This is a genomic window from Enterobacter sp. ODB01 (assembly GCF_001623605.1).
Taxonomy (GTDB): domain Bacteria; phylum Pseudomonadota; class Gammaproteobacteria; order Enterobacterales; family Enterobacteriaceae; genus Enterobacter; species Enterobacter kobei.
Genome location: NZ_CP015227.1, coordinates 903,432 through 919,251 on the forward strand (window position 1 = coordinate 903,432; position 15,820 = coordinate 919,251).

Below are 15,820 nucleotides of genomic sequence, written 5' to 3' on the forward strand. Positions count from 1 at the left end.
CGATGAAACTACTCATAGTTGAAGATGATCTGTTATTGCAGGAAGGACTCGCGCTGGGGCTTGCCAACGAAGGGTATGCTCTGGATTGTGCCGGTACCGCGGCAGAGGCGGATTCCCTGATCCAGAGCGGCGAGTACAGTCTGGTGATCCTCGATTTGGGTTTGCCGGACAAAGACGGCGCGACGCTGCTCACCCAATGGCGTCGGCGCGGCATCGCTAACCCGGTGTTGATCCTGACAGCACGCGATGCGATTGAAGATCGTATTACCGGCCTCGATGCTGGCGCAGATGACTATCTGGTGAAGCCCTTTGCGCTCGCAGAACTTCAGGCCCGCGTGCGGGCGCTTATCCGGCGCTATCAGGGGCACAGCGATAATCTGCTGACGGACGGCGACATCACGCTCAATCTGCAAACCCAGCAGGTACTGCGTCAGTCCCAGCCCGTTGAAGTGACCCCAAAAGAGTTCGCCCTCCTGACCCGCCTGATTATGCGCAGCGGGCAAACGGTGCACCGTGAAACGCTGCAACAGGACATTTACTCCTGGCAGGACGATCCCGGCTCTAACACCCTGGAAGTCCACATCCATAACCTGCGTCGCAAGCTTGGCAAAGACAGGATAAAAACCGTCCGCGGCGTTGGCTATCGTCTGGAGAGCCAGAAATGAACAGCATGCGTCGGCGATTAATGGTGTTGCTGGCGGTCATTCTGTTATTTTTCCAGCTGATAAGCGTGATTTGGTTGTGGCATGAAAGCCGTGAGCAGATTGGCTTTCTGGTGAATGAAACGCTGTCTGCAAAAGCCCGCAATAACCATGTCGAAAAAGAGATCCGCGAGGCGATTGCATCTCTTCTGGTCCCTTCCCTGGTGATGGTCAGTTTCACACTGCTGTTTTCATTCTGGGCGGTCACCTGGATAACCCGGCCTCTGAATAAACTCCGCGACAGCCTCGCTAATCGTTCGGCGGATAACTTAACGCCGCTGCCTATGTATTCCGACATGGAAGAAATAGGCGCCGTTACCACCTCTCTCAACCAGCTACTCGCCAGGCTGGACAGTACCATTCAGCAGGAGCGTCTCTTCACCGCAGACGCCGCCCACGAACTGCGAACGCCACTGGCCGGGATCCGGCTTCATCTGGAGTTAATGGCGCAGTCAGGCTCTCCGCAGGCAACAACGTTAATCAGCCGTATCGATCAGCTCATGCATACCGTTGAACAACTGCTGATGCTGGCCCGTGCCGGACAGGCGATGGCGAGCGGTCACTATGAGACCATTAACTGGACGGACACGATCATAACGCCCCTTGGTCTTGAGCATGAAGCCAAAGAACATACGGTGATATGGCCGGCCAAAAGTACCCTTACGGTGCAGGGTGACGCGGTGCTTTTGCGACTGATGCTGCGTAACCTGCTGGAAAATGCCGGACGTTACAGTCCACCAGGCACAACAATCACCGTGGCACTAACCGAGGTTGCGGGAGGTACGCTGGTCAGCGTGAGCGATCAGGGGCCCGGCATCGATGAAGCACATCGACAGTCGATCACCGAGCCGTTCCGTCGGCTTGATCAGCGCTACGGCGGTAGCGGCCTGGGCCTGAGTATCGTACAGCGTATCCTGCAACTCCACCGCGGTAAGCTGGCGCTGGAGAACGGTGCTGAAGGCGGCCTGATAGCAAGCTGCTGGCTCCCCTCAACGCTGGAATAAAAAAAGCCCCCGGAATGGGGGCTTTAGACAGATATCAGTGCTTGTAGATGAACTCGACACCTTCTTCGTCGTCTTCATCCCAGTCATCGTCCCAGTCGTCTTCCTCTTCCGCTTCCAGCTCTTCGAGCTGCTGACGGTGGTAGTCATCCCACATGAATTCGACTTTTTCTGGCTGTTTCGCTTCTTCAGCCTGAACAACCGGGTTTTCGATGATAAAGGTCATCACATCCCAGCAGAGGTCTTTCACGCCAACCTGGCTTGCCGCGGAGATCAGGTAGTATTTATCTTCCCAGCCCATCGCTTCAGCAATCGCTTTAGCTTTCGCTTCCGCTTCAGCTTTATCCATCAGGTCGATCTTGTTGAAGACCAGCCAGCGCGGTTTAGACGCCAGTTTTTCGCTGTATTTTTCCAGCTCACCGATGATGATCCGGGCATTTTCAACCGGATCGGAACCATCAATAGGATCGATATCAATGAGGTGCAGCAGTACGCGGCAACGCTCAAGGTGTTTCAGGAAGCGAATGCCGAGACCGGCACCTTCCGCTGCACCTTCGATCAGACCCGGGATGTCAGCAACAACAAAGCTCTTCTCGTTATCCATACGGACAACACCCAGGCTCGGTACCAGCGTGGTAAACGGATAGTCCGCCACTTTTGGTTTCGCCGCAGAAACCGCGCGAATAAAGGTCGATTTACCGGCATTTGGCATACCCAGCATGCCCACGTCTGCCAGTAGCATCAGCTCCAGCTGCAGATCGCGCTTATCGCCCGGCGTTCCCATCGTTTTCTGACGCGGAGTACGGTTAACGGACGATTTGAAGCGGCTATTGCCCAGACCGTGCCAGCCGCCTTTTGCAACCATCAGGCGCTGACCGTGTTTGGTCATGTCACCCATGGTTTCACCGGTGCCCTGGTCAATCACGCGCGTACCAACCGGCACTTTAATGGTCACGTCTTTACCGCGTTTACCGGTACAGTCGCGGCTCTGACCGTTCTGACCACGTTCAGCGCGGAAGGATTTTTCGAAACGGTAGTCGATCAGCGTGTTGAGGTTCTCATCCGCCTCCAGCCACACATCACCACCATCCCCGCCGTCGCCGCCATCCGGGCCACCTCGAGGAATATATTTTTCACGGCGGAAGCTCACGCAACCGTTGCCGCCATCACCAGCCACAACCAGGATCGTTGCTTCATCAACAAACTTCATTTTACTCTCCGTAACTCATTCGCCTGAGCGGGGACCGCTTCATTTTTGCGCCAACGTCCCCAAAGACGATGACCAATGGCGGAATACATCGCGCCCGCAACCACGACAAACGCACCGAGATAGCCCAACAGGTTGAGCATCGGTCTGACGAAGACATCGGGCCAGGCCATTGATAACAAATCTGAAAATAACAGGGTAAACAGCGGAGTCAGCGTGATCAATGCGCTAACCTGTGCTGCCTGCCAGCGCGCCATTGCTTCAGCAAGCGCGCCATAACCAACCAGCGTGTTAAGCCCACAAAAAATGAGGCACGCCAGCTGCCAGTCGCTCAGCTGGGTAATGACCCCCGGCTTTGCTAACGGCAATAATGCAACTGTACATAAAGTGTACAGCAAAAAAAGGATCTGCTGTGAGGCCAGGCGCCGCAATAACACCTTTTGCGCGACGCCATAGCTTACCCAGACCGTAGCTGCTCCCACACCAAAAATCACACCCCAGGTGTAATCCGTCAGGCGGGTAAAAATTTCGATCAGGCTGGTGTTAAAGAACATCACCAGACCACACAGCAACATGCTCGCCCCGATAATCTGCGTCCCACGCATCTTCTCCTTGAGGATAAACACGCTGGCGACCATCATGCCCACAGGTGAAAGCTGACCAATCACCTGTGACGCTGTAGGGCTAAGATACTGCAGAGAAGAGCTGAACAGGATGAAGTTACCAAACAGACCGCCCGTCGCGATAGCCAGCAGCACCAGCCAGCGCGGTTTGCGGAAAAGTCGCAAAGGCGGAAGCTTACCTTTGATAGCCAGAATGGCGCCGAGGCCGATGCTTGCCATCAGAAAGCGATAAAAGACCACCGTAGGCGGCTCCATCACTTCCAGTACTTGCTTCATTGCAATTGGCAGCGCACCCCAGCACATTGCGGTCGTGAGCGCCAAAAGAATACCAATGCCGGCCTGCTGCTTCATGCCCGTTTTCCCTACAGAAAATTTTCCGGGTTTCCAATGTAAAAAGCCCCGCAACACGTTGCGGGGCTTTAATCCGTTACCGGACCGAGAAAACCTTACTCAGCAACGATGCTGATGTATTTACGGTTGTTCGGGCCTTTAACTTCAAATTTCACTTTACCGTCTGCTTTAGCAAACAGAGTGTGGTCACGACCGCAACCTACGTTGTTGCCAGCGTGGAATTTGGTACCACGTTGACGAACAATGATGCTACCCGCCAGAACGGATTCGCCACCGAAACGCTTAACGCCCAGGCGTTTAGCTTCTGAATCGCGACCGTTACGTGTGGAGCCGCCAGCCTTTTTATGTGCCATTTAAATCTCTCCTCAGGTCTTAGGCGCTGATGCCAGTAATTTTCACATCAGTGAACCACTGACGGTGGCCCTGCTGCTTACGGTAGTGTTTACGACGACGAAACTTAACGATTTTAACTTTCTCGCCACGACCGTGAGCAACAACTTCAGCTTTGATAACGCCGCCATCAACGAAAGGAACGCCGATTTTGACTTCTTCACCGTTTGCGATCATCAGAACTTCTGCGAACTCAACAGATTCGCCAGTTGCGATGTCCAGCTTTTCCAGGCGAACGGTCTGACCTTCGCTTACTCGGTGTTGTTTACCACCACTTTGGAAAACCGCGTACATATAAACTCCGCTTCCGCGCACATCCTCGTATGATTCAGAGTGCGCTATAAATATTCACAATAGGGCGCGAATATTACGCAAAACGCGAGCCTTTGACAAGTGCTACCATCAATACATGAAGAAAAAAAACACAACACGTACGGTAACGTTTATCTGAGCCGTTTTTTCAGTACAATCAGCACTACTATTGATAAACCGAAACCCTTCGTTACCCCATTGAAGATGGGATCAACAGGATGAAAAGCCCGGCTTTTGCGATGAATTTAGAAAAAATCAATGAGTTAACCGCGCAAGATATGGCGGGTGTGAATGCAGCAATCCTGGAGCAACTCAACTCTGACGTTCAGTTGATCAATCAGTTGGGCTATTACATTGTCAGCGGCGGCGGTAAACGCATTCGCCCGATGATTGCCATTCTGGCTGCCAGAGCCGTTGGCTATCAGGGAAATGCCCACGTCACGATCGCCGCACTGATCGAATTTATTCACACAGCGACGCTTCTGCATGACGATGTTGTGGATGAATCCGATATGCGTCGCGGTAAGGCCACGGCCAATGCCGCCTTCGGTAATGCCGCCAGCGTTCTGGTCGGGGATTTTATCTATACCCGCGCCTTCCAGATGATGACCAGCCTGGGCTCGCTGAAAGTGCTGGAAGTGATGTCAGAAGCCGTAAACGTCATCGCTGAAGGCGAAGTGCTGCAGCTGATGAACGTCAACGATCCGGATATCACTGAAGAAAACTACATGCGCGTCATCTACAGCAAAACAGCACGCCTGTTTGAAGCGGCCGCGCAGTGCTCCGGCATTCTGGCTGGCTGTTCTGAGGCTCAGGAAAAAGGGCTCCAGGACTATGGTCGCTATCTGGGGACAGCCTTCCAGCTAATTGATGATTTGCTGGACTACAGTGCGGACGGCGAAACGCTCGGCAAAAACGTGGGCGATGACCTGAACGAAGGCAAACCGACCCTGCCGCTGCTCCATGCGATGCGCAACGGAACTGCAGATCAGGCGAAAATGATCCGTGAGGCGATCGAACAGGGAAATGGTCGCCATCTTCTGGAACCGGTACTGGAAACTATGGCGATCTGCGGTTCACTGGAATGGACGCGTCAGCGTGCCGAAGAAGAGGCTGATAAAGCCATCGCTGCCCTTCAGGTTATTCCAGACAGCCCGTGGCGTGATGCCCTTATTGGCCTTGCCCACATCGCTGTTCAACGCGATCGTTAATCCTTTCACGCCTCCCCGTTTCCATCGCGGGGAGGTTCTAAAACACCCCAGTAAATTCCGTATTCATGTAAATTCATCGGTTTAGAGACCGCATGAATAAAGGCATGTCTTATTCTGAATATCCCTTCAAGTAACGCGAACTTTTTAGAACAAGAGTTTGAAATGGGTATAGTAAGCCAGTCGTTTCAGAAGAAACGGCGTAGGTGAATCCGCACTTAAGGACAGCGTTATGGATACGAAATTTATCGACTGGCATACGGCAGATATCATTGCGGCACTGCGCAAAAGAGGGACGTCACTGGCAGCAGAGTCCCGCCGCCATGGTCTGAGTTCTTCCACCCTGGCCAACGCCCTGACCCGCCCCTGGCCAAAGGGAGAATTAATTATCGCGACGGCGCTGGAAACGCACCCGTGGGTGATCTGGCCCTCGCGCTACCACGATCCCATTACCCATGAATTCATCGACAGAACGCGCATGATGCGCCAGAGAAAGTTAAAGAAAGAACCACAGGAATAACGCGCTTTTTAGCAGGAACAGCAACCCCCCGGTCATCTCTGGCAGGGGGCTGCCGGAACGATTACTCGCCCTTCACACGCTCGATATTGGCACCCAGCGCGCGCAGTTTGTCTTCGATACGCTCATAACCACGATCGATGTGGTAAATACGATCCACCACCGTAGTACCTTCCGCAATACACCCCGCCAGCACCAGGCTTGCAGACGCACGCAGATCGGTTGCCATCACCTGAGCACCTGACAGTTTCTCCACGCCGTGGCAAATCACGGTATTGCTCTCGATCTCAGCATGCGCACCCATACGGATCAGTTCCGGTACGTGCATAAAGCGGTTCTCGAAAATGGTCTCTGTGATGAAGCCTGTCCCTTCGGCAACCAGGTTCAACAGGGTGAACTGCGCCTGCATGTCCGTTGGGAACGCCGGATGCGGCGCCGTACGTACATTGACCGCTTTTGGACGCTGACCGTGCATATCGAGGCTGATCCAGTCTTCGCCGATTTCGATATCCGCGCCTGCATCACGCAGTTTCGCCAGCACCGCATCCAGGGTATCAGGCTGCGCGTTGCGACAAACAATCTTACCGCCAGAGATCGCTGCGGCCACCAGGAAGGTGCCGGTTTCGATACGGTCGGGCAGAACGCGATACACACCGCCGCCCAGACGCTCAACGCCTTCGATGGTGATACGGTCAGTACCCTGGCCGGAGATCTTCGCCCCCAGCGCCACGAGGAAGTTGGCAGTATCCACAATCTCTGGTTCACGCGCGGCGTTTTCGATGATGGTCGTGCCTTCTGCCAGCGTTGCCGCAGACATGATGGTGACGGTTGCGCCCACGCTCACTTTGTCCATGACAATGTGCGCGCCTTTCAGACGACCGTTGACGGAGGCTTTAACGTAACCTTCTTCCAGCTTGATCTCAGCGCCCAGTTTCTCCAGACCATAGATATGCAGATCAACCGGACGCGCACCGATGGCGCAACCGCCCGGCAGTGAAACCTGACCCTGACCAAAACGAGCCACCAGCGGGCCAAGCGCCCAGATGGATGCACGCATGGTTTTCACCAGATCGTAAGGCGCAGAGAAGTTGTTCACGTTGCTGGCATCGATCCAGACGGAACCGTTACGCTCAACTTTCGTGCCCAGCTGGGTGAGCAGCTTCATGGTGGTGTCGATATCTTTCAGCTTCGGTACGTTCTGAATTTCTACCGGCTCTTCCGCGAGCAGCGCAGCAAAGAGGATTGGCAGCGCGGCGTTTTTCGCGCCAGAAATTGTGACTTCGCCCTGGAGACGCGTTGGCCCCTGTACACGAAATTTATCCATTGTGTGCTCTCTTATAAATTCAACCGTGCTGCGGGCCTGTCGCCCTCAGCTCAAAAACCGTTTAGTTTGCGATCGCGTGCCCACTCTTGCGGGGTGAACGCTTTAATCGACAGGGCGTGGATGCGGTTATCCGCAATATATTCCATCAGCGGCGCGTACACAGCCTGCTGTTTCTTCACACGGCTCATACCGTCGAACATCTCACCCACAGCAATAACCTGGAAGTGACTGCCATCGCCAGTGACGTGGGCTTCCTGAAGGGAGAGTGCATTCATCAGCACTGTCTGGATTTCATGATTTTCCATGGGTTCTTAATCATCTGATAGTGAAAACAAGCCCAACATCTTAGAGCAAAGTGGCGTCGTCTTAAACAAGCAAAAAGCCCCGACGATGAAACTGTCAGGGCTTTCGGAAGTAACGCACTGAAAATATTAACGAGGCAGGACGTCCGGAGGCAAATTGTAGAGTTGGGCAAGGGTAACGACATTATCGCTCGCGCCATGAAGCCTGACGCTTGTCCCCTGCTTTTTCCCCACAGCGACCAGATGGGCGAGCAGCGCAACACCTGCCGTATCCACCCGCGTGACGTCGGTTAAGTCGATGAGCGTCACGCCCTGCATCGCGTCGTGGCGTTTATCCCACAGTGGGTTCAGCAGGTCCTGATCAAGTTCACCGGACAGCTTTAACGTCTCACCTTCACGCGACCAGCTGAGTTGCTGCGACATTACTTTTTCTCGTCCAGAGTAATTTTCTGACGCGCAATAGACTGCAGTTGCGCGGTCAGGCCATCAATACCTTTGGTGCGCAGCAGGTCACTCCACTCGTTCTGTTTGGTGGTGATCATGCTTACCCCTTCGGCAATCATGTCATAGGCCTGCCAGTGCCCGGTCTGGCTGTTTTTACGCCACTGGAAATCCAGGCGCACCGGTGGACGGCCGTTAGGATCGTTGATCGTCACGCGGATAGGCACAATGGTGGCATCACCCAGCGGCTGCTCGGGAGCAATCTGATAGGTCTGGCCGTGGTACATCGCCAGCGCCTGACCATACGCCTGTTTCAGGTATTCACGGAACGCAGCAAAGTAGGCTTCACGCTGCGCAGGCGTCGCATCTTTGTAATAACGTCCCAGCACCAGCGCACCAGCATATTTGATCTGCACATAGGGCAGCAGTTCCTGGTCTACCACGTCACGCAGATAATCAGGATTCGCGCGAATTTTTGGCTGTTCGTTTTTGAGACGGTCGAAGGTTTTCTTCGCAGCTTCGTCCATCAGTTTGTACGGGTTGCTTTGATCCGCAGCATGAGCCGCAGTCAGGGGAGCAATGACCAGCATGGCAACCATTAACAGTCGTTTAAACATGAATGACTTCTCCTGAATTAATTCGTCGCACCTGGGGTCGGCGCAGCGTTGGTATGGTCTTCACTCTGCGCAGGGGCATCGTCAGACTTTTTATCATCCCCTTTACTGTTGTAAAGGAACTGACCAATCATATCTTCCAGCACCATCGCGGACTTCGTATCCTGGATAACGCTACCGTCTTTAAGGATAGTCGTTCCAAGCTCAGGGTCTTCAAAGCCAACGTTGAGTGCCAGGTATTGCTCTCCCAGCAGGCCGGAAGTACGGATTGACAGGGAGCTGGTGTCCGGAATGTGGTTGTAACGCTCTTCGATATCCATCGCAACGCGCGGCAGATACGTTTTCTCATCAAGCGTTATGTCTGATACACGCCCAATAACAACGCCACCAATACGCACCGGTGAGCGCGCTTTCAGGCCGCCGATATTATCGAAGGTGGCATAGACACGGTACGTCGGCTCGGTGCGCACTGAGGTGATATCCGCCGCTCGCAGACAGATAAACAGTGCGGCCAGCAGCGCCAGCAGCAGAAACACGCCGACCCAAATTTCATTTTTTCTCGTTTGCATGAACTCAATTCCCAAACATCAGTGCGGTGAGCACAAAATCCAGACCCAGTACGGCCAGCGACGAATGTACGACAGTACGTGTAGTTGCACGGCTAATGCCCGCCGACGTCGGAATGGCATCATAACCATTGAACAAGGCGATCCAGGTGACCGTAATGGCAAATACCACGCTTTTAATCAGGCAGTTAACCAGATCCATTCGCAGATCGATGGCATCCTGCATGGCGGACCAGAAGAAACCGGCATCAATGCCTTTCCAGTGGACCCCCACCAGCGAACCACCCCAGATCCCCACGGCGACAAACAGAATAGTCAGTAGCGGTAACGAGATCACCCCCGCCCAGAAACGCGGAGAGATGACCCGACGCAGCGGGTCGACCGCCATCATCTCCATGCTGGAGAGTTGCTCGGTGGCGCGCATCAGGCCAATTTCTGCCGTGAGTGCTGATCCTGCACGACCGGCGAACAGCAGCGCCGCCACAACCGGCCCCAGTTCACGCAGCAGTGAGAGCGCCACCAGCATCCCGAGGCTGGTTTCCGCACTGTAGGTGGTCAGAACGAGGTAGCCCTGCAGCCCCAGCACCATACCGATAAACAGGCCGGAGACAATGATGATGAGCATCGACAGCACACCGACATTATAAAGCTGCCGCACCAGCAGAGGCGCGTGCTTGCGAAACTCCGGCTTGCCAACCAGCGCGTTGAATAACATTAATCCGGCACGCCCGAACGTCCTGATGGTTTTTATGCCACGGTGTCCAAGGGCGGCCAACGCATTTAACAGCATGAGTGGCTTAACTCCCTAATCCCAGTAAATCGTCACGATAATCGCCCGCCGGGTAGCGGAACGGTACGGGTCCGTCAGCAATACCATCGAGGAATTGCCGCACGCGCGGATCGCAATTTTCCTGAAGCGCCTGGGCGCTGCCGTGTGCGACGATCTTTTTGTCCGCCACGATATAGGCGTAATCGGCAATGCTCAACACTTCCGGTACATCGTGAGACACCACAATACAGGTTACGCCGAGCGCGCTGTTCAGTTCAGAGATAAGCTTCACCAGCACGCCCATCGTGATGGGATCCTGTCCGACAAACGGTTCGTCGAACATGATTAAATCGGGTTCTAATGCAATGGCTCGCGCCAGTGCGGCACGTCGCGCCATCCCGCCAGACAGTTCTGAAGGCATCAGTTTGGCAGCCCCCCGCAGACCGACAGCTTCAAGCTTCATCATCACCGTGCTTTTCAGCAGTTCAGGCGGCAGGCTGGTATGTTCGCGCAGCGGATAAGCCACGTTATCAAAGACGTTCATGTCGGTGAACAGCGCCCCCGACTGAAAGAGCATACTCATACGTTTGCGGACAGTATACAGGCGCGAGCGCGACATCTCCGGGATGTTTTCGCCATCGAAGAGGATTTCACCGCTATCAGGTGGTATCTGCCCACCAATAAGGCGCAGAAGGGTCGTTTTACCGATCCCGGACGGCCCCATGATGGCGGTAATTTTGCCACGCGGTACGGTCAACGAAATATCATCGAATATCAATCGATTACTACGCGAGAAACTCACACCGCGGACATCGACTAAATTCGCCATCGTTTGGCTCATTTATGGTTCCTTTCTTACCCTGCTCACGTTTAAGCGTGCAGCCTGAATCAGCCCTAAACTCAGCATTTTTACAGAATATTAGCCATTGAGGTTAGCGAAAGCTGGCATTTGTTTTACTTTTCCGGCGCATAAAGTCAAAATTAGGAATTCGTTACGCCTCAGACCGTATGCAGTCCAGCCATTCCCGCGCGATGGACCGACAAGTATACCTGAAGAAAGGACTTTTGATGCTTTTAGCAACAGCACTGTTAATAATTGGTTTACTTTTGGTGGTCTACAGTGCTGACCGTTTAGTGTTTGCTGCATCAATCCTGTGTCGCCTGACGGGCGTACCGCCGGTTGTCATCGGGATGACCGTTGTCAGTGTTGGCACGTCGCTTCCTGAAATCATCGTCTCTGTCTCGGCATCGTTGCACGGTCAGTTAGACCTTGCAATTGGCACCGCGATTGGCTCTAACATCGTCAACATCTTACTGATCCTGGGCCTGGCGGCGCTGCTCCATCCATTTCGCGTGCATTCTGATGTTCTGCGCCGGGAATTGCCGCTAATGTTAATCGTAAGTCTGCTGGCAGGCTGCGTATTTTATGATGGCGTACTAAGCTACAGCGACGGCATTTTCCTGCTGGCGCTGGCCGTCATTTGGCTGCTGTATAGTGTTAAAATCGCCCGCCAGGCTGAGAAACTGGGTCATGACAGCCTCACGCGTGAGCAGGTCGCCGAACTCCCGCGCGAAGGTACGCTACCGGTCGCCCTGCTCTGGCTTGGCGTCGCGCTGATTATTATGCCGATGGCAACGCGCATGGTCGTGGATAACGCGACGGTGCTGGCGAACTTTTTCGCCATGAGTGAACTGACGATTGGCCTGACGGTGATTGCTATCGGCACCAGCCTGCCGGAGCTGGCCACCGCCATTGCGGGGGCACGTAAAGGGGAAGATGACATTGCCATTGGTAATATCATCGGTTCCAACATATTTAATATCGCGATTGTGATGGGTCTGCCGGCCCTGATTACGCCAGGGCCCTTCAACCCTCTGGCATTCTCTCGCGATTACGGAGTGATGTTGTTGGTCAGCGTGATATTCGCCCTGCTCTGCTGGCGGCGGCAACGACAGATCGGCAAAGGCGCAGGTGCGCTGCTGACAGGTGGATTTATCGTATGGATGGCGATGCTGTACTGGCTCTCGCCTCTTCTCTCTGGGTAAACGGAAACGCATTATGTCGCAAATAGAATTGCAGCCGGGTTTTGACTTTCAGAAAGCAGGCAAAGACGTTCTGGAGATTGAACGTGAAGGTCTGGCGCAGTTAGATCAGTACATTAATCAGGATTTTAGTCTGGCCTGTGAGAAGATGTTTTACTGTGCCGGTAAAGTCGTGGTGATGGGGATGGGCAAATCCGGTCATATTGGCCGCAAAATGGCGGCAACCTTTGCCAGCACCGGAACCTCCTCCTTCTTTGTCCACCCGGGAGAAGCCGCACACGGCGACCTGGGGATGGTCACGCCGCAGGATGTTGTCATCGCGCTGTCCAACTCCGGTGAATCCAATGAAATCCTGGCGCTAATCCCGGTACTGAAGCGTCTGCAGGTGCCGCTGATTTGCATGACCAGCCGCCCGGAAAGCAGCATGGCGCGTGCAGCCGATATTCACCTGTGCGTAAAAGTACCCAAAGAAGCCTGTCCTCTCGGTCTGGCGCCAACGTCCAGTACCACCGCGGCCCTGGTCATGGGCGATGCACTTGCCGTTGCGTTGCTGGAAGCGCGTGGTTTTACGCCGGAGGACTTCGCGCTTTCCCACCCGGGTGGCGCGCTGGGGCGCAAGCTGCTGCTTCGGGTAAACGACATTATGCACACCGGGGATGAGATCCCTCACGTCAGTAAAGAGGCCTCCCTGCGTGATGCGCTGCTGGAAATCACCCGCAAGAATCTGGGCATGACGGTCGTGTGTGACGACCTGATGAAAATTCAGGGGATCTTCACCGATGGCGACCTGCGTCGCGTGTTCGACATGGGTGTAGATGTCCGTACACTTGGCATTGCCGATGTGATGACGCCCGGCGGGATTCGCGTGCGTCCGGGTACGCTGGCCGTGGATGTGCTGAACCTGATGCAGTCCCGCCATATCACCTCCGTTATGGTTGCCGATGGCGACCAGTTGCTGGGTGTGGTACATATGCATGATCTGCTGCGCGCAGGCGTAGTGTAATGAAGGATAAGACAATGAGTAATGCGGGTGCATCCCTTGCAACCTGTTATGGACCGGTTAGTACCCAGATGATGGCAAAGGCGGAAAATATTCGTCTGCTCATCCTTGATGTCGATGGCGTACTCTCCGATGGCCTGATTTACATGGGCAATCATGGCGAAGAGCTGAAAGCGTTTAACGTCCGCGATGGCTACGGAATTCGCTGCGCGCTCACCTCGGGTATCGAGGTGGCTATCATCACCGGGCGGAAAGCTAAACTGGTAGAAGACCGCTGTGAAACCTTAGGGATTACCCATCTGTATCAGGGGCAATCCGATAAAATGGCAGCGTTCAACGATTTACTGGGTAAACTGGCGATCGCGCCGGAAAACGTGGCCTATGTCGGGGACGATTTGATTGACTGGCCAGTGATGGCTGAAGTCGGTCTCAGCATTGCGGTTGCTGACGCTCACCCGCTGCTGCTCCCACGCGCTGACTACGTTACCCACATCAACGGTGGCCGCGGTGCCGTACGTGAAGTCTGCGACCTGCTTCTGCTGGCGCAGGGCAAGCTTGATGAGGCCAAAGGGCAATCAATATGAGTAAAACCAGACGTTGGGTTATCATTCTGCTTTCGCTTGTCGCACTGGTATTGATTGGCGTGAACCTGGCCGATCGCGACGATACGCAAAAGGAAGTGATCAACAATAACGATCCAACCTACAAAAGCGATCACAGCGACACCGTGGTCTATAGCCCGGAAGGTGCGCTGAACTATCGCCTGGTTGCCCAGCATGTGGAATATTTTTCCGATGAGGGCGTTTCGTGGTTTACCCAACCCGTCATGACCACATTCGATAAAGACAAAGTGCCGACGTGGTCAATTAAGTCAGATCGGGCCAAACTGACAAATGACCGTATGCTTTATCTGTATGGCCACGTTGAAGTCAACGCCCTGACCGCTGACTCGCAACTGCGGAAAATTACGACCGATAATGCCCAGATCAACCTGGTAACCCAGGACGTGACCTCGCAGGATCTGGTCACACTGTATGGCACAACATTTAATTCCAGCGGTTTAAGAATGCGCGGGAACTTACGCAGCAAGAACGCCGAGCTGATTGAAAAGGTTAGAACCTCCTATGAAATTCAAAACAAACAAACTCAGCCTTAAAGTAATTATCGCCAGCGCGATGCTGGCGGCCAGTCTCCCCGCGCTTGCTGTAACGGGCGATACCGACCAGCCGATCCACATCGAGTCTGACACTCAGTCCCTCGATATGCAGGGTAACGTCGTCACCTTCACGGGTAACGTCGTGATGACGCAGGGCACCATCAAAATTAACGCTGATAAAGTGGTCGTTACCCGTCCGGGTGGCGAGCAGGGCAAAGAGATCATTGATGGTTACGGCAACCCGGCCACCTTCTACCAGATGCAGGACAACGGCAAGCCGGTGAAAGGCCGCGCCTCGCATATGCACTATGAGCTGGCGAAAGACCTGGTTATCCTGACCGGAAACGCGTATCTGGAACAGCTGGACAGCAACATTACCGGCGACAAGATCACCTATCTGGTGAAAGAGCAAAAAATGCAGGCCTCCAGCGAGAAAGGCAAACGCGTAACCACCGTGCTGGTTCCGTCTCAGCTGCAGGATAAAGGCAAGGGTCAGGCCCCGGCACAGAAGAAGAGTAACTAATTCGTTATGGCAACATTAACTGCAAAAAATCTCGCGAAGGCCTATAAGGGCCGCCGTGTCGTAGAAGATGTCAGTCTGACCGTCAACTCCGGCGAAATTGTGGGCCTGCTTGGCCCTAACGGTGCGGGTAAAACCACCACCTTCTACATGGTGGTTGGCATTGTCCCGCGTGATGCCGGCAACATCATCATCGATGATGAAGACATCAGCCTGCTGCCACTGCACGCGCGCGCGCGTCGTGGCATCGGCTATCTGCCGCAGGAAGCCTCTATTTTCCGCCGCCTGAGCGTCTTTGATAACCTGATGGCGGTTCTGCAAATTCGTGACGACCTGACCAGCGAACAGCGTCAGGATCGCGCCAACGAGCTGATGGAAGAGTTTCACATCGAGCACCTGCGCGACAGCCTGGGTCAGGCATTGTCCGGCGGTGAACGCCGTCGTGTTGAGATTGCGCGCGCGCTGGCTGCAAACCCTAAATTTATCCTTCTGGATGAACCGTTTGCCGGTGTTGACCCAATCTCCGTCATCGACATTAAACGTATCATTGAGCATCTGCGTGACAGCGGGCTTGGCGTGCTGATCACCGACCACAACGTGCGTGAAACGCTTGCCGTCTGTGAGCGCGCGTACATTGTGAGCCAGGGCAATCTGATCGCCCACGGTACGCCGCAGCAGATCCTCGAAAACGATCATGTTAAGCGCGTCTATCTTGGGGAAGACTTCAGACTCTGATAGGGTAGAGGTAACGTAACGCCGAACCGGAGAAAAATGC

The 15,820-nt window shown here is 54.3% G+C and carries 21 protein-coding genes; 10 read left to right on the plus strand and 11 right to left on the minus strand.

The window, feature by feature from the left end; translation table 11 throughout:
• The first annotated feature begins 2 nt into the window (after positions 1-2).
• Both pmrA and pmrB read left to right on the plus strand, forming a co-directional pair.
• Positions 3-665 (plus strand): two-component system response regulator PmrA, encoded by a 663-nt coding sequence (gene pmrA, locus A4308_RS04300; RefSeq protein WP_014885379.1) that lies wholly within the window; start codon positions 3-5, stop codon positions 663-665.
• On the plus strand, positions 662-1,705 hold the full coding sequence (gene pmrB / locus A4308_RS04305; RefSeq protein WP_023331397.1) for a two-component system sensor histidine kinase PmrB: 1,044 nt from the start codon (positions 662-664) through the stop codon (positions 1,703-1,705). Before pmrA ends, pmrB begins: the two co-directional genes overlap by 4 nt.
• Positions 1,706-1,739: 34 nt before the next feature.
• Here pmrB and cgtA read toward each other — a convergent pair whose 3' ends face one another.
• The 4 genes from cgtA to rplU all read right to left on the minus strand — a co-directional run bounded on the left by cgtA (position 1,740) and on the right by rplU (position 4,567).
• A complete protein-coding gene (gene cgtA / locus A4308_RS04310; RefSeq protein ID WP_014885381.1) occupies positions 1,740-2,912 on the minus strand; it encodes an Obg family GTPase CgtA in 1,173 nt (390 codons plus the stop codon).
• The gene (locus tag A4308_RS04315; protein WP_014885382.1) at positions 2,909-3,883 is read right to left on the minus strand and encodes a DMT family transporter; all 975 of its coding nucleotides are present in this window, start codon (positions 3,881-3,883) and stop codon (positions 2,909-2,911) included. The genes cgtA and A4308_RS04315 overlap by 4 nt, the downstream gene beginning before the upstream one ends.
• 95 nt (positions 3,884-3,978) lie before the next feature.
• Positions 3,979-4,236: a 50S ribosomal protein L27 gene (gene rpmA / locus A4308_RS04320; RefSeq protein WP_004385076.1), complete on the minus strand. Its 258-nt coding sequence runs from the start codon at positions 4,234-4,236 to the stop codon at positions 3,979-3,981.
• Between the two features lie 19 nt (positions 4,237-4,255).
• The gene (gene rplU, locus A4308_RS04325; protein ID WP_003025032.1) at positions 4,256-4,567 is read right to left on the minus strand and encodes a 50S ribosomal protein L21; all 312 of its coding nucleotides are present in this window, start codon (positions 4,565-4,567) and stop codon (positions 4,256-4,258) included.
• Positions 4,568-4,824: 257 nt separating this feature from the next.
• Between rplU and ispB the strand changes: the two genes are divergently transcribed.
• Together ispB and sfsB are read left to right on the plus strand one after the other, a co-directional pair.
• Positions 4,825-5,796 (plus strand): octaprenyl diphosphate synthase, encoded by a 972-nt coding sequence (ispB, locus tag A4308_RS04330; protein ID WP_032629753.1) that lies wholly within the window; start codon positions 4,825-4,827, stop codon positions 5,794-5,796.
• A 229-nt stretch (positions 5,797-6,025) separates the two neighbouring features.
• Complete coding sequence (sfsB, locus tag A4308_RS04335; protein ID WP_014885384.1) at positions 6,026-6,313, plus strand: DNA-binding transcriptional regulator SfsB; 288 nt, start codon at positions 6,026-6,028, stop codon at positions 6,311-6,313.
• A gap of 61 nt (positions 6,314-6,374) precedes the next feature.
• On the opposite strand, the gene murA is transcribed toward sfsB, so the two are convergent.
• The 7 genes from murA to mlaF all read right to left on the minus strand — a co-directional run bounded on the left by murA (position 6,375) and on the right by mlaF (position 11,167).
• Positions 6,375-7,634 carry a UDP-N-acetylglucosamine 1-carboxyvinyltransferase gene (murA, locus tag A4308_RS04340; RefSeq protein ID WP_014885385.1) on the minus strand — a complete coding sequence of 420 codons (1,260 nt, stop codon included), beginning with the start codon at positions 7,632-7,634 and terminating at the stop codon, positions 6,375-6,377.
• A 50-nt stretch (positions 7,635-7,684) separates the two neighbouring features.
• On the minus strand, positions 7,685-7,939 hold the full coding sequence (ibaG, locus tag A4308_RS04345; RefSeq protein ID WP_008501458.1) for a BolA family iron metabolism protein IbaG: 255 nt from the start codon (positions 7,937-7,939) through the stop codon (positions 7,685-7,687).
• Positions 7,940-8,065: 126 nt separating this feature from the next.
• A complete protein-coding gene (gene mlaB / locus A4308_RS04350) occupies positions 8,066-8,359 on the minus strand; it encodes a lipid asymmetry maintenance protein MlaB (protein ID WP_014885386.1) in 294 nt (97 codons plus the stop codon).
• Positions 8,359-8,994, minus strand: a complete 636-nt coding sequence (gene mlaC, locus A4308_RS04355) for a phospholipid-binding protein MlaC (RefSeq protein ID WP_014885387.1) — start codon at positions 8,992-8,994, stop codon at positions 8,359-8,361. Before mlaC ends, mlaB begins: the two co-directional genes overlap by 1 nt.
• 17 nt (positions 8,995-9,011) lie before the next feature.
• Positions 9,012-9,560, minus strand: a complete 549-nt coding sequence (gene mlaD, locus A4308_RS04360) for an outer membrane lipid asymmetry maintenance protein MlaD (RefSeq protein ID WP_014885388.1) — start codon at positions 9,558-9,560, stop codon at positions 9,012-9,014.
• Between the two features lie 4 nt (positions 9,561-9,564).
• On the minus strand, positions 9,565-10,347 hold the full coding sequence (gene mlaE, locus A4308_RS04365) for a lipid asymmetry maintenance ABC transporter permease subunit MlaE (RefSeq protein ID WP_010436044.1): 783 nt from the start codon (positions 10,345-10,347) through the stop codon (positions 9,565-9,567).
• Between the two features lie 7 nt (positions 10,348-10,354).
• Positions 10,355-11,167, minus strand: coding sequence for a phospholipid ABC transporter ATP-binding protein MlaF (mlaF, locus tag A4308_RS04370; RefSeq protein ID WP_014885389.1), 813 nt, complete (start codon positions 11,165-11,167; stop codon positions 10,355-10,357).
• 227 nt (positions 11,168-11,394) lie between these two features.
• Between mlaF and A4308_RS04375 the strand changes: the two genes are divergently transcribed.
• The 6 genes from A4308_RS04375 to lptB are packed head-to-tail and all read left to right on the plus strand — an operon-like array spanning position 11,395 to position 15,780.
• Positions 11,395-12,372, plus strand: a complete 978-nt coding sequence (locus tag A4308_RS04375) for a calcium/sodium antiporter (protein ID WP_014885390.1) — start codon at positions 11,395-11,397, stop codon at positions 12,370-12,372.
• 13 nt (positions 12,373-12,385) lie between these two features.
• The gene (kdsD, locus tag A4308_RS04380) at positions 12,386-13,372 is read left to right on the plus strand and encodes an arabinose-5-phosphate isomerase KdsD (protein ID WP_014885391.1); all 987 of its coding nucleotides are present in this window, start codon (positions 12,386-12,388) and stop codon (positions 13,370-13,372) included.
• A 14-nt stretch (positions 13,373-13,386) separates the two neighbouring features.
• The gene (gene kdsC, locus A4308_RS04385) at positions 13,387-13,953 is read left to right on the plus strand and encodes a 3-deoxy-manno-octulosonate-8-phosphatase KdsC (RefSeq protein ID WP_023331400.1); all 567 of its coding nucleotides are present in this window, start codon (positions 13,387-13,389) and stop codon (positions 13,951-13,953) included.
• Positions 13,950-14,525 carry an LPS export ABC transporter periplasmic protein LptC gene (lptC, locus tag A4308_RS04390; RefSeq protein ID WP_014885393.1) on the plus strand — a complete coding sequence of 192 codons (576 nt, stop codon included), beginning with the start codon at positions 13,950-13,952 and terminating at the stop codon, positions 14,523-14,525. Before kdsC ends, lptC begins: the two co-directional genes overlap by 4 nt.
• Complete coding sequence (gene lptA, locus A4308_RS04395) at positions 14,494-15,048, plus strand: lipopolysaccharide ABC transporter substrate-binding protein LptA (protein WP_023331402.1); 555 nt, start codon at positions 14,494-14,496, stop codon at positions 15,046-15,048. The genes lptC and lptA overlap by 32 nt, the downstream gene beginning before the upstream one ends.
• A 6-nt stretch (positions 15,049-15,054) precedes the next feature.
• The gene (lptB, locus tag A4308_RS04400; protein ID WP_014885395.1) at positions 15,055-15,780 is read left to right on the plus strand and encodes an LPS export ABC transporter ATP-binding protein; all 726 of its coding nucleotides are present in this window, start codon (positions 15,055-15,057) and stop codon (positions 15,778-15,780) included.
• Positions 15,781-15,820 lie beyond the last annotated feature (40 nt).

Coding starts and splice junctions, on each gene's coding strand:
- ispB (WP_032629753.1), top strand. CDS start 4,825: ATGAATTTAGAAAAAATCAATGAGTTAACCGCGCAAGATATGGCGGGT.
- kdsD (WP_014885391.1), top strand. CDS start 12,386: ATGTCGCAAATAGAATTGCAGCCGGGTTTTGACTTTCAGAAAGCAGGC.
- cgtA (WP_014885381.1), bottom strand. CDS start 2,912: ATGAAGTTTGTTGATGAAGCAACGATCCTGGTTGTGGCTGGTGATGGC.
- mlaE (WP_010436044.1), bottom strand. CDS start 10,347: ATGCTGTTAAATGCGTTGGCCGCCCTTGGACACCGTGGCATAAAAACC.
- lptB (WP_014885395.1), top strand. CDS start 15,055: ATGGCAACATTAACTGCAAAAAATCTCGCGAAGGCCTATAAGGGCCGC.
- lptC (WP_014885393.1), top strand. CDS start 13,950: ATGAGTAAAACCAGACGTTGGGTTATCATTCTGCTTTCGCTTGTCGCA.
- mlaD (WP_014885388.1), bottom strand. CDS start 9,560: ATGCAAACGAGAAAAAATGAAATTTGGGTCGGCGTGTTTCTGCTGCTG.
- kdsC (WP_023331400.1), top strand. CDS start 13,387: ATGAGTAATGCGGGTGCATCCCTTGCAACCTGTTATGGACCGGTTAGT.
- lptA (WP_023331402.1), top strand. CDS start 14,494: ATGAAATTCAAAACAAACAAACTCAGCCTTAAAGTAATTATCGCCAGC.
- mlaC (WP_014885387.1), bottom strand. CDS start 8,994: ATGTTTAAACGACTGTTAATGGTTGCCATGCTGGTCATTGCTCCCCTG.
- ibaG (WP_008501458.1), bottom strand. CDS start 7,939: ATGGAAAATCATGAAATCCAGACAGTGCTGATGAATGCACTCTCCCTT.
- pmrB (WP_023331397.1), top strand. CDS start 662: ATGAACAGCATGCGTCGGCGATTAATGGTGTTGCTGGCGGTCATTCTG.
- A4308_RS04375 (WP_014885390.1), top strand. CDS start 11,395: ATGCTTTTAGCAACAGCACTGTTAATAATTGGTTTACTTTTGGTGGTC.
- pmrA (WP_014885379.1), top strand. CDS start 3: ATGAAACTACTCATAGTTGAAGATGATCTGTTATTGCAGGAAGGACTC.
- rplU (WP_003025032.1), bottom strand. CDS start 4,567: ATGTACGCGGTTTTCCAAAGTGGTGGTAAACAACACCGAGTAAGCGAA.
- murA (WP_014885385.1), bottom strand. CDS start 7,634: ATGGATAAATTTCGTGTACAGGGGCCAACGCGTCTCCAGGGCGAAGTC.
- A4308_RS04315 (WP_014885382.1), bottom strand. CDS start 3,883: ATGAAGCAGCAGGCCGGCATTGGTATTCTTTTGGCGCTCACGACCGCA.
- sfsB (WP_014885384.1), top strand. CDS start 6,026: ATGGATACGAAATTTATCGACTGGCATACGGCAGATATCATTGCGGCA.
- rpmA (WP_004385076.1), bottom strand. CDS start 4,236: ATGGCACATAAAAAGGCTGGCGGCTCCACACGTAACGGTCGCGATTCA.
- mlaF (WP_014885389.1), bottom strand. CDS start 11,167: ATGAGCCAAACGATGGCGAATTTAGTCGATGTCCGCGGTGTGAGTTTC.
- mlaB (WP_014885386.1), bottom strand. CDS start 8,359: ATGTCGCAGCAACTCAGCTGGTCGCGTGAAGGTGAGACGTTAAAGCTG.